The 14,927-nt window shown below is 39.8% G+C and carries 13 protein-coding genes and 1 pseudogene; 5 read left to right on the top strand and 9 right to left on the bottom strand.

The window, feature by feature from the left end; genetic code table 11:
- Positions 1-217: 217 nt before the first annotated feature.
- The 5 genes from gcvH to AR328_RS05250 form a co-directional block, all read right to left on the bottom strand.
- The gene (gene gcvH, locus AR328_RS05270; protein ID WP_066291217.1) at positions 218-598 is read right to left on the bottom strand and encodes a glycine cleavage system protein GcvH; all 381 of its coding nucleotides are present in this window, start codon (positions 596-598) and stop codon (positions 218-220) included.
- 93 nt (positions 599-691) lie between these two features.
- Positions 692-1,048, bottom strand: a complete 357-nt coding sequence (locus AR328_RS05265) for an arsenate reductase family protein (RefSeq protein WP_066291214.1) — start codon at positions 1,046-1,048, stop codon at positions 692-694.
- Positions 1,049-1,276: 228 nt separating this feature from the next.
- Positions 1,277-3,061 (bottom strand): acyl-CoA dehydrogenase family protein, encoded by a 1,785-nt coding sequence (locus AR328_RS05260; protein WP_066291211.1) that lies wholly within the window; start codon positions 3,059-3,061, stop codon positions 1,277-1,279.
- Between the two features lie 54 nt (positions 3,062-3,115).
- Entirely contained in the window at positions 3,116-4,291 is a 1,176-nt protein-coding gene (locus tag AR328_RS05255) for an acetyl-CoA C-acetyltransferase (RefSeq protein WP_066291209.1), read from the bottom strand.
- Positions 4,292-4,348: 57 nt separating this feature from the next.
- Complete coding sequence (locus tag AR328_RS05250) at positions 4,349-6,733, bottom strand: 3-hydroxyacyl-CoA dehydrogenase/enoyl-CoA hydratase family protein (RefSeq protein ID WP_066291935.1); 2,385 nt, start codon at positions 6,731-6,733, stop codon at positions 4,349-4,351.
- Between the two features lie 252 nt (positions 6,734-6,985).
- Between AR328_RS05250 and AR328_RS22100 the strand changes: the two genes are divergently transcribed.
- Entirely contained in the window at positions 6,986-7,120 is a 135-nt protein-coding gene (locus AR328_RS22100) for a YuzL family protein (RefSeq protein WP_082677131.1), read from the top strand.
- A gap of 216 nt (positions 7,121-7,336) precedes the next feature.
- Here the strand turns inward: AR328_RS22100 and AR328_RS05245 are convergent, their stop codons facing one another.
- Entirely contained in the window at positions 7,337-7,579 is a 243-nt protein-coding gene (locus AR328_RS05245) for a YusU family protein (RefSeq protein ID WP_066291207.1), read from the bottom strand.
- Between the two features lie 157 nt (positions 7,580-7,736).
- Between AR328_RS05245 and AR328_RS23450 the strand changes: the two are divergent.
- From AR328_RS23450 to AR328_RS05230, 4 genes and pseudogenes are all read left to right on the top strand, one after another.
- Positions 7,737-7,841: pseudogene (locus AR328_RS23450) on the top strand (DUF3231 family protein); the annotation flags it as partial.
- A gap of 107 nt (positions 7,842-7,948) precedes the next feature.
- The gene (locus tag AR328_RS05240) at positions 7,949-9,436 is read left to right on the top strand and encodes a spore germination protein (RefSeq protein WP_066291205.1); all 1,488 of its coding nucleotides are present in this window, start codon (positions 7,949-7,951) and stop codon (positions 9,434-9,436) included.
- Positions 9,437-9,559: 123 nt separating this feature from the next.
- Positions 9,560-10,651: a GerAB/ArcD/ProY family transporter gene (locus AR328_RS05235; RefSeq protein ID WP_066291203.1), complete on the top strand. Its 1,092-nt coding sequence runs from the start codon at positions 9,560-9,562 to the stop codon at positions 10,649-10,651.
- Positions 10,648-11,721, top strand: coding sequence for a Ger(x)C family spore germination protein (locus AR328_RS05230; protein ID WP_066291201.1), 1,074 nt, complete (start codon positions 10,648-10,650; stop codon positions 11,719-11,721). Before AR328_RS05235 ends, AR328_RS05230 begins: the two co-directional genes overlap by 4 nt.
- A gap of 27 nt (positions 11,722-11,748) precedes the next feature.
- On the opposite strand, the gene AR328_RS05225 is transcribed toward AR328_RS05230, so the two are convergent.
- The 3 genes from AR328_RS05225 to AR328_RS05215 all read right to left on the bottom strand — a co-directional run bounded on the left by AR328_RS05225 (position 11,749) and on the right by AR328_RS05215 (position 14,702).
- A complete protein-coding gene (locus AR328_RS05225; RefSeq protein WP_066291193.1) occupies positions 11,749-12,924 on the bottom strand; it encodes an FtsW/RodA/SpoVE family cell cycle protein in 1,176 nt (391 codons plus the stop codon).
- Between the two features lie 154 nt (positions 12,925-13,078).
- Complete coding sequence (locus tag AR328_RS05220; RefSeq protein ID WP_066291188.1) at positions 13,079-13,840, bottom strand: DUF4931 domain-containing protein; 762 nt, start codon at positions 13,838-13,840, stop codon at positions 13,079-13,081.
- A 124-nt stretch (positions 13,841-13,964) separates the two neighbouring features.
- Positions 13,965-14,702 (bottom strand): FixH family protein, encoded by a 738-nt coding sequence (locus AR328_RS05215; protein ID WP_231734759.1) that lies wholly within the window; start codon positions 14,700-14,702, stop codon positions 13,965-13,967.
- Positions 14,703-14,927: the final 225 nt, after the last annotated feature.

The following is a 14,927-nucleotide window of genomic DNA, read 5'->3' as shown; positions in this document are numbered from 1 at the left end:
TCATAAAAGGAATTTATATTTACTATACCATATTCAATATTCTTGATAATGGTGTTGGACTCCTTCTTTTTATATTTATTATTAGGTTGACACATGTCTTTATGCTTTTTGAATTTATTTATTAAACAGAAAAAGAGGCTTCCAATGCGGAAACCCCTTTCATTTCTATGCAAACAGACTTATGTAAGATGTCCAAATGCAAGATTTACTTAATTTATTAATCTTCTTTTACCATTGCTTCATATTGTTCAGCTGTCATTAAATTATCAAGATTTGAATCTGATAACTCAACAACGATCATCCATGCTTTTTCGTATGGAGATTCATTAACGAACTCAGGACTATCGCTTAAATCTTCATTTACTGCGACAACCTTTCCGCTTACTGGTGAATAAAGCTCAGATACTGTTTTAACAGACTCTACGCTTCCGAAAGGCTCGTCCGCTGTTACTTCGTCTCCCACTTCTGGAAGCTCAACGAATACGATGTCACCTAGCTCAGATTGAGCAAAGTCAGTGATTCCAATGCGTACTTGCTCGCCTTCTGTTTTTACCCACTCATGCTCTTCTGAATAACGTAATTCTTTTGGTGTGTTCATTCTAAACCCCTCCATTGTTCTTTAGTTGATCGTGTAATCGATCTCTTCCTTCATCATGGCAAAAAGAACGATGTTTTTCAATCCTTTTTTAATTCAAGCCCATGATTTTTCGAAATCCTCTTCCTTAAAGCCAACAGTTACCTTCTGGCCATCTGTAAGAATTGGACGCTTAATCAGCATTCCATCAGTAGCCAGCAAATCAAGCAATTCGTCATCGGACGAAGATTTGACCTTATCCTTTAAACCGAGTTCACGGTATTTCATGCCGCTCGTGTTAAAGAATTTTTTTAAGTCCAACCCGCTTTTTTTATAAAGGTCCTCTAGCTCGCTGCGGGAAGGAGGATTATCAGCAATATGTACAGCTTCATAGGCAAATTGGTGATCATCTAACCAATTCTTAGCTTTTCGGCAAGTACCGCATTTCGGGTACCAATAAAATGTCATAGCCATTTTTTCACCACCAAAATTATCATTCCATTATTTTCACATATTAAATCACATAGTACCATAATTTTTTATGTAATCATAACTTTGGCTACCAAATGGATAATTCGACAATCTTCCCTATAATCCTTCTTTATTTGAAAATTATTTTTTGTATGTGTTTTTTTCCAACAGCCAAAAGGTCTGGCACAATTGCTAGAAGCAACAGCGCCAGACCCTTATTATTTTATTTCGCTATAAAACAAAACGCTCTGCTTCAATTATTTTTTCAGCTGCTTCGCGTTTCTTCGCGATTACATTAATTGGTGTGTGGCGGGTGAATTTACGCAGTGCCGAAATCATCATTCTTAAAGCATCGCCCGTTTCAACAGCCACAAGGGTTTCTTTTGCATCCTGCTCAATTTTATTAAAAGCTTCCTGACAGAAGATTTGTGTATAAAGAAGCTTTTGCTTGTTCTTCTCCAGTCCTGTCTTCTCAATGGCTTTCTCGGTACGTAGAACTGCCGATTCCATTGCGTATGCATTTGAAATAATGTCTGCAATATTCACTAAAACCTCTTGCTCTTTTTCTAAAGCCTTGCCGTATTTTTGGGCTGCTAATCCTGCAGCAAGCAAGCCAATTTTCTTTGCATTTTTCACTAAATATTTCTCCTGAGCTAAAGGCTCATCACCAGGCTCTTCAGGCATAAGCATCATGAGCTCCTCTTGCAGTGCCGTGGCTTTTTCGAATAATGGCAGCTCTCCCTTGAATGCTTTACGAATATAGGTGCCAGGTACTAATAAACGGTTAATTTCATTTGTTCCTTCAAAAATTCGGTTTATCCGGGAATCGCGATACGCTCTTTCAATTTCGTATTCAGCCATGAATCCATAACCGCCATGAATTTGAACACCTTCATCCACAACGTAATCAAGAACTTCTGTAGAGAAGAATTTATTTAGTGAACATTCAATGGCATATTCAGCAATGGATTTCGCCACTTCCTTGCCATCTTTAACTTCCTCTTCTGACAGTTTGCTCATGCGATCCTCAAACAAGCCAACTGTACGGTAAACAGAGCTTTCTGCAGCATAAATCTTTGAAGCCATTGTTCCGAACTTTTCCTTCGTCAAATTAAATTGGGAGATTGGCGTTTTGAACTGCTGGCGCTGATTTGCATACTGCACCGTAATTTCAAATGCCCGTTTTGAACCTCCTACTGCCCCAACCCCTAATTTATAGCGGCCGATGTTTAAGATGTTAAATGCGATAATATGGCCTCTGCCGAGTTCTCCTAGTAAGTTTTCCTTTGGCACAAGTGCATCCTGGAGAATTAATGTGCGAGTGGATGAGCTCTTAATTCCCATTTTCTTTTCTTCAGGACCAACAGATACTCCCGGGAACTCTCTTTCTACGATAAAGGCTGAGAAATGCTCTCCGTCCACTTTTGCGTAAACAACAAATACGTCTGCAAATGCAGAGTTCGTAATCCACTGCTTTTCACCATTTAGAACATAATGCGTGCCTTCCGCATTCAGTTTAGCTGTTGTTCTTGCACCTAGTGCATCCGAACCTGATCCTGGCTCTGTTAAAGCATAAGCTGCCAACCTATCACCAGTAGCTAAATCCGGCAAATATTGCTTCTTCTGCTCCTCCGTTCCGAATAGAACGATGGGAAGGGATCCAATTCCTACATGTGCACCGTGGGAGATAGAGAATCCGCCTGCACGTGCCATTTTTTCAGCAATGAGCGCCGAGCTTACCTTATCTAATGCTAAACCGCCGTATTCTTCGGGAACATCGGCACCTAGTAGTCCAAGCTCTCCCGCTTGCTTTAATAATTTGACTGTACGATCAAATTCATGGTTTTCTAAATGCTCCACTTCTGGAAGCACTTCATTTATGACGAATTCCTCTGTCGTTTTTGCAATCATTTTATGTTCATCTGTATAATCCTCTGGAGTAAACACTCGATTAGCGGAAAGATCCTCGATTAAAAAACTTCCACCTTTAATTAGGTTATCTGTTTGATTAGACATCATTATTTCCTCCATTCAATTATTTTTGGACTGTTATGTTCATTGGTTAAGACCCTATAGCAGTTCAAATACACCGGCAGCGCCCATTCCTCCGCCTATGCACATGGTGACGATGCCGAATTGCTGATTGCGGCGTTTCATTTCGTGAATGAGAGATAATGTAAGTTTCGCTCCTGTGCAGCCTAGCGGATGGCCTAGTGCAATGGCGCCGCCGTTTACGTTCACCTTTTCTTCGTCTAAGTCTAACTCACGAATGATTTGGATCGATTGGGATGCGAATGCTTCATTTAGTTCAAATAATCCGATATCTGATAATTCAAGGCCTGCTAGCTTTAATGCTTTAGGGATAGCGACAATTGGGCCAATTCCCATAATTTCTGGAGGCACTCCTCCGACAGCGAATGATCTGAATTTGGCCATTGGCTTCAAGCCAGTTGATTCTGCTTTTTCACGGTCCATGACCATGACCGCTGCTGCTCCATCACTTGTCTGGGATGAATTCCCTGCTGTTACCGTTCCAGTAACAGAAAATGCTGGACGAAGCTTCGCCAATGTTTCAATCGTAGAATCCGCTCTTACACCTTCATCTTGACTAAATATCATCTTTTTTTCGATCAATTTATTGTCTTTTCCAATTGATCGTAAAGTTACGTCAACTGGAACGATTTCATCGATAAACTTTCCTTCTTGAATGGCTTTTGCCGCTTTTTGATGGCTTCGAACAGAGAAGGCATCCTGATCTTCACGGGAAATCCCGTATTTTTTCGCAACCTCTTCAGCGGTGTGACCCATGCCCATATAGTACTCAGGAGCTGTTTCCGCCAATTTAATATTCGGACGAGTCACATGACCCATCATCGGAACAAGACTCATTGACTCAGCCCCGCCGGCAATAATTGTATCCGCGTGTCCGATCATAATTTTCTCAGCTGCGTAGGCAATGGATTGTAACCCTGAAGAGCAATAGCGATTAATAGTAATCGCAGGAACTGTATGCGGCAGACCAGCCAATGCACCGATATTTCTGGCCATATTTAAGCCCTGTTCTGCTTCCGGCATGGCACATCCAATAATTAAGTCATCGATATTTCCTTCATAATTTCCTGCCCGCTTTAATGTTTCTTGCACTACAAGGGCACCTAAATCATCCGGTCTTACATTGGCGAGCGTCCCTTTCTTTGCCTTGCCAACCGGAGTGCGGGCCCCTGCAACGATAACCGCTTCTTTCATTGTATTCCCTCTCTTTCCTTGATATTGGAAAAATAACCCTATTATTCTTCTACTATATTAATTACGCAGCGGCTTTCCTTTCACGAGCATATGCTGCATGCGTTGCAGTGTCTTTGGCTCGGCAAGCAGGCTTAGGAAAGCTTCTCGTTCTAAATCTAGTAAATATTGTTCATCCACTTCTGTTCCAAAAGGCACTTTTCCACCTGCAATGACATATGCTAACTTCTTCGCGATTTTCAAATCATGCTCCGAAATATAGCCGGAATAAAGCATGGCCTGTGCTCCTAAAAGTAAAGTAGCCAAGCCAGTTTCTCCTACAACAGGCACCTTTTTGCGGATTGGCGGTTTATAGCCTTTTTCATAAAGAGCTAGTACTGCCTGTTTCGCATCAAATAGAAGGTGATCCCCATTCACACTAATTCCATCAGCAGCATTTAAGTAATTGTTTTTGCGTGCTTCTTCCCCTGATGTAGAAACCTTTGCCATTGCAATCGATTCAAATACTTTGTTGGCAACTTTTTGAAGATCAAATTCTACCCCATTAGGCAGGCTATTAAGATGCTTTAAATAAAGCTCCTTATTGCCGCCTCCGCCAGGAATCAGCCCTACTCCTACCTCCACAAGCCCCATATAAGTTTCACTTGAAGCCTGAATATGCGCAGTTGGGAGACAAACTTCTGAGCCGCCGCCAAGTGTCATGCCAAATGGAGCTGCAACAGTTGGCTTTGAACTGTATTTAATTTTCATCATAGCCTGCTGGAATTGGCGGACGACCATGTCTAGCTCATAAATATTATCATCCTGTGCTTCCATTAGGATCATGGCAAGATTCGCACCAACGCTGAAGTTCTTGCTTTGGTTACCGATTACAAGCCCCTTGAAATTCCTTTCTACCTCATCAATGGAGTAGTTAATCATTTGGATACAGTCGAGGCCAAGTGCATTGCTCTTCGAATGGAACTCTAGCAAAGCAACACCATCGCCTAAATCAATTAGGCTTGCACCACTGTTCTTTTTAATGACGCCTTTTTGCTTTTTTAATCTTTTTAAATTTATATTCTTCGGATTTTCAACTACTTGCTTATATTCGCCATTTTCATAGTAAAAGAGATTTCCATCCTCGGCTTCTTTATAGAAAGTAGAATGACCGTTATCGAGCATTTCCTTTACCCAAACCGGAACCTCAAAACCGGCGTCTTCCATTTTCTTCACGGATTTTTCTACACCAATGGCATCCCAAATTTCAAATGGTCCTAATTCCCAGCCGAAGCCCCATTTCAGTGCTTGATCAATTGCAACAACATCATCAGCAATCGTTCCTAATAAATCAGCTGAATAAAGTAAAGCCGGACTTAATATATTCCATAGTAGCTGGCCTGCACGGTCATCAGCGTATATTAGCGCTTTCATTTTGTTGGCTGTGCCTTTTTCCTGCTTGCTTAATTCAGTTGCTGCTGTTTTCAATTTCTTGCGCGGCCCATATTCTAGGGTATTCGGATCAAGCTCTAGAATGTCTTTCCCTTGCTTGAGGAAAAAACCTTGGCCAGACTTGCTTCCTAGCCAGCCCTTATTAAGCATTTCTTTCATAAAGTCTGGCACTGTGAAGACTTCTTTTTCCTTGCCTTCCACTTGCTCATAAACATTATTGGCCACATGGACAAATGTATCTAAACCGACAACATCCAGCGTTCTAAAGGTGGCGCTTTTTGGGCGGCCGATTAACGGGCCTGTAATGGAATCAACCTCTCCAACACTATATCCGCCTCCCAGCATTTCCTGTAAAGTAACTAACAGCCCGTACGTACCGATGCGGTTAGCAATAAAGTTTGGCGTATCCTTCGCTACAACAACGACTTTGCCCAGCTTATCTTCGCCAAATTGCTTCATAAAAGCTAATACTTTACCGTCAGTGTTTTTCGTAGGAATGACTTCTAACAGCTTTAAATAACGTGGCGGGTTAAAGAAATGAGTACCGAGGAAATGCTTTTGAAAGTCCTCAGAGCGTCCCGCTGACATCGCCTCAACGGAAATTCCGGATGTGTTTGAGCTTACGATACTGCCAGGCTTTCGATAGCGATCTACTTTTTCAAAAACCTGCTTTTTAATATCGAGATTTTCAATGACAACTTCAATGACCCAATCAACATCCTTAAGACGCTCCATGTCGTCATCGAAGTTGCCAGCTTCTATTAATGCTAAATTCTCTTTAGACGTAAGCGGTGCGGGTTTTTGCTTTAATAGCTTTTGGCGGCCTGCTTCACTAATTCGATTTCGTACTGCCTTATCATTAAGGGTTAACCCTTTCGCTTTTTCTGCTTCATTTAATTCCCGAGGTACCATATCCAGCAATAGGGTTGGGATTCCAATATTCGCTAAATGAGCTGCAATACCAGAGCCCATCACTCCAGAACCAAGAACTGCTGCTTTTTTGATTTGTTGGATCAAGTTTATTTCCCCCTTTTACACACTTTGAATGAATACTCATTCACTTTTGTGGCAAAAAAAATATTTCGTGAATGAGTCTTATTATTTATAACTATAAAATATTTAAAATATTTAATCAATATTTTTTGTACATATTGGAAAAATATTTTTTTCGAATTATGATCATAAATTTACACGATTCACTATCGGCTATTTTTTGCTAGTGAAAATGCCCTTATTGGGTACTCTACTAATGGAGGTGATGAATGAATGGCAAGAAGAAAAAAGAATCCTTCGAAGGCTGGGGTCAGTGCTGCAAGTGTAAAAGGGAATGCTGGACCAACTGTTGAAGCAGACGGCGGCGGAAAAGTGAACAGCCAGAATAACCAATTTAAAAAGAGCTAGTCTTAGAGGAAAAATTTACGCTTGGTTCCCGCTACGGGAGATTTTCATGATAGACGGGTACCATTCAAACCTTTTGATGCCCGTGTTCAACCAAAAACACCTTTCAAGGGCATCATTCAATGCTTTTGGTTCCCGCTCCAGTGGATTTTCATGCCAGACGGGCATCATTCGAACCTTTTGATGCCCGTGTTAAGTGAAAAACGCCTTTCAAGAGCATCATTTGCTTCTATGCTCATCATTCAGCTTTTTTATCTCAGCTATTAAAGCTTTCATCTCTTCTTTCGCCTCGGGATATGTTTCATTCCAGTGTTTTGCCAGAGGGGCCATTGATTTGGCGATATATGAATAGATGATCCACGCTTGAACCTTATCCTTTAACTCTTCATTAGAGTCACCGATTAACAGCTCCGTATATTTTTCAAGCAAGCCGTCAAGCTTGGCCTTAAAATCCTGATTCAAAGGGCGGTTCCTCCTTTCAATTTAAATATTGCCGCTTTCTCGAAAAAACCCGCAGCTTTTGCGGGCTTTTTCATCTTAAATATACCAACCTAACCTCTCGCCAAGTCCTTTCGGTCCGGAGCAGAAGGCGGCTTTTCCAGCCAAACGGCTTTTCTGAAAATACGCAAAAAGCGGGGCTGATATCATGATCAAGCATGGATGGCTCGAACAGCCGCCGGGAACGAAGAACAGAGAGCAATTAGCTAGAAAGAAGGAAGGCTGAATATTAGCCTTCTTTTCATTTTCTTAAAAAGTAAATTTTGCCCATTCATTCATATTCTCGCTAATTTCGGTAACAATACTCGTAATACCTACAATGATGGTGATTGGATGAAAAAGTGGATTAGCACAAAGAAAAGCCAACAAAAACAAAGCAGCTGGGAAACAGAACTCAAAAAATCAGAGGATTTCACGCAATCCTATCACACAAGTCAAAAGACAAACATTCATTTTTGCCTAAGTTTTATGTCTACATTAGTAGATGAACAGGTTGTCCAACAGGGAGTTCTTCCTAATTTACTTGAAGATGATTTTCATACAATTGAAGATATTAAAAAGCTTCTGCCCATTGCAGATTTGGAAATATCGGAAGACCCTACAAAAATTATTCAAAAATTATTGAATGGCTACTTATTATTAACCATTGAAAATAATGTGTCGCAGTTTGCTTTTATTGCTGCACAAAAGGAAATTGTTCGGAGTCTATCTCCACCCGAAATTGAATTCTCTGTAATCGGTCCAAAAGAGGCTTTTGTCGAATCACTAGGACAAAACTTAAATTTAATTCGAAAAAGATTACCCGCAAAAGAACTGATTATTGAGGAATATACGTTGGGGAAGTTGTCTAAAACAAGAATTGCCATTCTTTTTATGGAAGGAATTACTGATGAAGCGAATGTCAACACAGTAAGACAAAGGATTAAAGACGTTGAGTTTGATGCCATTACAGACAGCTCCTATATCGTACAGCTTATTAGCGATAATTCAAACTCTCCCTTTCCGCAATTACTAGATACGGAAAGGCCTGACCGTGTTGTTGGGATATTGGCAGAAGGTAAAATAGCCATTGTCGTAGATGGATCACCACACGTTCTCATTACGCCAACGACCCTTGTTGAGTTTTTCGGTTCGTTTGAAGATTATTTCTTAAATTGGATTCTAGCCTCTTTTTTCAGGCTCGTCCGTTTTTTTGCTGTATTGTTTTCAATTCTTATTACGCCTATCTATGTCGCTGTTCTTACTTATCATTATGAGCTCGTCCCTAATGATTTAATCGGAACATTGGTTACGTCAAGAAGAATTGTTCCCTTCCCGCCTATTCTCGAAGCTATATTTCTTGAATTAACAATTGAACTATTAAGAGAGGCGGGAGCAAGGCTGCCGACAAAAGTCGGACAAACAATTGGTATCGTGGGCGGAATTGTGATCGGGACTGCATCTGTGGAAGCTGGACTTACAAGTAATGTCCTTCTTATTCTTATCGCCTTGGCTGCTCTTGCATCCTTTACGACACCCGTATATAAGATGGGCAACACAATCCGCTTGCTAAGGTTTCCGTTTTTGCTATTTGCCCAACTTTGGGGATTGCTCGGGATTGTTTTCTGCTTCTGTATTATGCTAGCCCATTTAATACGGCTAACTTCTCTTGGACGGCCATTTATGGAGCCTATTTATCCATTGAGGGTGAATGACTTAAAAGATACGATCATCAGGCTGCCCTTTTCAAAGGACACTACGCGGCCATACTTATTAAGAACAAAAAATCCATTTCGTTATAGTAAGGAAAAAGCGAATGCCAAAAAAGACATTGATGAATAAGAAAAGCGGAAGCGCCTCGATCACCCCCGACAAGCACAAGACGAGCCGGCAGGAAGGTCGCACTTTACCTTCTTGTGACCTCGAGGGGGTAGGCGCTGGAGCTAGACATTAGGGGGGAAACGTATGCAGAACCAGCAGATACCTGAAGGAGTAAAAGTATCCCCATTTTTCGTATTTTATATAATCACTTCTATGCAAATCGGGATAGGGATTCTCGGATTTCAACGCGTAGTTGTCCGCTATTCAGGGAATGATGCTTGGATTTCTGTTTTGCTCACTGGGCTTTCCCTCCATATCCTCATGTGGATGATTTATAAAATCACGGAAACAGTTAATGGGGATTTTGTCACAGCACATCAATATATTTTCGGAAATATAGTTAGCAAAATGATTGGTTCCATTTGTATTCTTTACTTTTCCTTGCTTGCTTTAACAGTTTTGCGGACATATATCGAGGTTGTTCAAGTTTGGATGTTTCCCGACTTCAAGACCTTCTGGTTTTCCTTGGCATTTTTGCTTCTTTGTATTTATATCATTTTCGGCGGATTTCGAACGGTTGTCGGCATCGCCTTTTTTTCAATGCTCCTGCCTGCTTATGTGCATTTTACTTTTGGCTTTAATTTGAAATTTGGCAATTACGAGCATCTTTTGCCCGTTTTTGATCATTCGATAAAAGATATCCTTATAGGCTCTTATCATATGTCACTCACCTATATCGGTTTTGAAATTGTTCTATTTTTTTATCCATTTATCAAGGAACCGCAAAAATCGAAAAAATGGGCCCATATCGCTCTGTTATTTACTACTTTTATATATACAAGCTTTATGATAGTGACGATTGTTTATTTTTCTGAAGAACAGCTTGAAAAGTCTATATGGGCAACTTTGACGATGTGGAAGATTGTGAAACTGCCTTTTGTCGAGCGTATCGAATACATTGGAATTGCCAATTGGAATTTAATCATCCTTCCAAATGTTTGCATTGCCCTTTGGGTCGCTTCAAGACTGTTGAAACGGGTAATAAATATTAAACAAAGTAAAGGAGTTATATTCATCGCACTAATCATATTAATCATAAGCCCTTTTATTGATACCCGGGAAAAGGTTAGTCTTCTAAATGATATTACTGGACAAGCGGGTTTTGTTTTTAATTATATTTATATTCCTTTCCTATTCATCTGTATAATGATTGCAAAGAAGGTGAAGAAGACATGAAAAATTGTGTAGGGCTTTCTTTTCTTTTAATCCTCTCCATTTTATTATCAGGTTGTGTCCAAAGGAAAGTCATTGATAATATTAATATCGAATCGGCAGCAGCATTTGATAAACTGGCAGAAGGTAAATTCATCGGCACGATTCTCACTCAAGAATATCTACCCGATAAATCAATTAGGAATAACACCTATACATCTGAAGCTAATTTAAGACGCGATCTTATGATGAATCTTCAAAAGGAATCATCCAAACCAATCGTAACGGGCGGCGTGTTAGTGTCGATTTTTGGAGACAAGCTTGTGGACGATGGAATTATTGATTTTGTTGATACTTACCAAAGAGATCCAAGCATCGGGGCAAGAAATTACTTAACAACAGCGAACGGAAGTGCCTTGGAAATTTTAAAAGGGGATTACGGGCCTGAGGGCAATTCAGCCTATATAAATGATCTAATTGAGCATAATATTCAGCACGGGGACATGCCCGATACTAATTTACATATATTTTTGCGTGATTATTATATGAAGGGAAAAGATCCCTATCTTCCTGAGTTAAAACAATTAACCCCAAACAAGATGGAAATAAGCGGATTAAGCATTTTTAGAAAGGATACAGAAGTAGATGTCCTTCCTAAAGAGGATATGTTCTATTTTAAACTGCTAGTCGACAATCATACAGAGGGCAGCTATAGAGTTCATTTAGAAAAAGGGAAAGATGCAGATGTTAAAAGCATAACATCCAAGCATAAATTTAAATTATCGAAAGAAAAACCGTTACATGTCACTATTGACATTAAAATTGTAGGTGTAATTAAGGAATATACGGGTGACAGGTTAACTCCAAAATTAGTAAAAGAGATAGAAAAAAATCTAGAAAAAGTTATCAATGAAAAATGTTTAGAACTGATCAAAAGATTTCAAAAGAAAAAATCGGACCCAGTCGGATTTGGCTTTTTGCATCGAAAGTATATTCGCGGCTATGATTTCAACAAGTGGGAGGATGATTACCAAAATTTAACAGTGAGAGTGAACACGAAAGTGAGGATCGCTGAAACGGGGGTAATCGATTAAAAGCGGGGCGAATAACGCCCCGCTTTTCTAATCACTATTTGAAAACATATACTTTTTATAATGGTAGCGAATGGAGAAAATTAAGCTAAGCCCGAGCATATTTCCCATTAATGAGCTGCCTCCATAGCTAATAAACGGCAGCGGGATTCCCGTAATCGGAAGAAGCCCGATTGTCATGCCAATATTCTGGAAGACGTGAAAAGTGATCATACTAATGACCCCTACACAAATATACGAATAAAAGTCATTTTTCGTTTCCATTCCTATCTTGGTAATCTGATATATAAGCAGGAAGAATAAACTGACTAAAACACTTGCCCCAATAAAGCCAAACTCTTCACCCACGATACTAAAGATGAAATCTGTGTGACTTTCAGGCAAATAAACTTCTCGCGTGCCATACCCTTTCCCGCTCGTTTCTCCCGACCCAATAGCAAGCAGCGACCTCGTTAATTGAAAGCCTGTCGAGCTCTGGTAATTATACGGATCGAGCCATGAATAAATCCGGCCAAATTGATACTCCTTCACACCTAAATACTTCTCCAAAATTTCAGGATGCCAAAGGACGAAGTAAAAAACAATTGCAATCAACGTAAGACCCGTTCCAAAAATAGGTGCAAGCAGCTTCCAAGTAATTCCCGAGATAAAAATCATTCCGAGCAAAATGGAGATAAAAACAAGGCCTGTCCCAAGGTCGGGCTGCTGCATGACTAGCAATAAAGGGATTCCCGTAAATACGCCCAGCTTAATTAAGAGCATGAAGTCCGTTTGGATCGTTTTGATTGGGTTCTTCTGATGATGTTCATCAATCACTCTTGCCAGAACAAGAATGAGAAAAACCTTTACAAGCTCAGAAGGCTGTAACGACCCCATCCCTGGCACTCTGTACCATGCCTTTGCGCCATTAATAACGGGTGCAATACTGCTGGGAGCCACGATTAGAAAGGCCAGCAAAAATAATCCAAAGCTATAGGCATACCAAGAAATCTTCCTTAGCTGCTCTGAATCAAGGGAAATCACTGCTGCGATAATCCCCGTTCCAACCATATACCAAACAATCTGCTTGAGAAGAAAATTCTCTTTATATTGCCCTGTCGTCTGGGCGCTATAAATCGAAATGCAGCTTACCAAAAACAATAAAAACAAAATTAAAACTAAGTTTAAATCAATTCTAGGAGGGGTTGTAGTTTTATTTGTAGACATAGCAAGACAATCTCCTTAATCGAAAAGCGGAAGCCCCTAGGCGCTGGAGCTAGACATTTCTCAAACTCTAAAAAGGTTATTCAGTACAACACTTCATTATATTTTTTTATCGGCCAAATAACAACTTCAGAACGCCGAATGGGTTTATTTCCCTTTATCCAAAATAACGCTCCTGTACATCATCCTTCATCCACTCTATATTATTTGGAACTTGAGGAATAAAATACCCAATAAATAATGGTGTCGTGACTGAGCGCGGCACTACTTTGGCATAGATATCTCCAGCAAACTCGTAAAAGAATAAATTATAGCTCGTACAAGGAAACGGAAAATGATTCAAAATATAATGGGCTGCCGTCTGAATATATTTCGCAAATGCCGTAATATCCTGACTATCGCCTAACTTCACATTGAACTCATAAAATCCAACTCTTGGTGCTATTGAGATGGAAAAAACCGTCCCCTTTTTCTCATGAATGGTTATCCCTTCGAAATCGCTTGCTTGCACCTTTTCGCTGTAATCAATATCCTCTAACCCAATAATCTGCATATGTGGATGAGCAATCGTTCCGCCTGATAATGGGCCATGATTCTTAAAAAAGATCACAGACTTATATTTCTTTGTCCCGATCATTTCCAGCCAATGGGTTAAGCCAAATCGAATTAGCTTATTTAAGTGATCTTCCGGATAGACGGATAGCTCACTATGGCAATCATCCGTTTCAATTAAGACTGTTTGATACGTATGTTCTAGAACAGGAAATTTATTTTTTAATAAGATAATCGAACTGTCTGTCGCTAGAATATCTGTCAGCTTATCCCTTTCGCAAAACGGACAGCTCTGCTCTTTATTACGAATGCTATTAGGCTTTTGCCTCCCAATCCCTGTGTTAAAAAATAGATGAGTATCTCTCATTTTGTTTGCACCTGCTTTTCTATCTATCTACTCTCTATTTTATTGATATTTTTACTTTTTAGCGAGGGGAAGCTATTATGAAAATTTTACAAAAAAGCGCAGTTCATGGACTGCGCTTTTTTCCTTATTCTACCGTTACTTCAACCTCAGTATGTTCATGGAGTCCTTCATCATTTTCTACATGAATTCTTATGATAAACTCACCGCTTGCAGGAAAACTATAATCAGTTTTATATTCCCCATTGGTGCCTTCCGTCATATTCACCCAAGCCGGATTTTGACCTTTTTGAAATATTTCAAGTCTTACCTTCGCCTTTAATAGGGGCTCATTGGATTTTTGCAAATGAACAGCTAAGGCTGTTTGCTCCGCTGCTTTTAATTCATCTGGTTTCTGCAGTTCGATGGAAACGTCACTATCATGATGATGGTGATCATCACCGCTTTCTTCTTGATGTTCATGATGCTCAGCCTCCACTTCACCAACCTGGATTGTTTTTGTTGGCATAGTATGCATATCCCTTGCTGTTACATGAGATTGAACATTAAATAGACCATTTTCTGAGAATGTATAGGCAGCCTCATATTTTCCTTTTTCCGTATGCTCTGCTACAACAAGCTCACTAGCATCTTTTTGTCCTTCTTTCCAAATTTCGAACTTAACCTCATTTGCATCTTCAACCGCTTCATTACCTTGCGAAACTGTAACAGCTAAGGTTACCTCTTCCCCTACCTCTGCTTTTTCGGGTACAGCTAAATCTGCTTCAATAATTTCAGGCAACGCTGCCTCTTCCTGTTGCCCTGTTTTACCGCAGCCAGCTAATAATAAGAAACTTGTACATATAATGGTCATCCACTTTTTCACGTATTTTCCCTCTTCCATAAATTAATATCTTCTAAATAAACTATAGATGTTAATTGTGATAAAAAAATGAAGTTTTCTCGTATTTAAAAGGAACTCTTCTTTTATTAGACTATTGTTATCATAACAAAATAAATGATTATGGGCCTTCAATAGTTTTCCCCTGATGGAATTTCCTAAACGTCTGTTCTGAATCGTACGGGGACTACATATAACAGTTGGGGGTTG

Origin of the sequence: Bacillus sp. FJAT-29937 (assembly GCF_001509555.1) — a bacterium.
GTDB lineage: Bacteria > Bacillota > Bacilli > Bacillales > Cytobacillaceae > Cytobacillus.
This window is presented reverse-complemented; position numbering and strand designations above follow the sequence as displayed.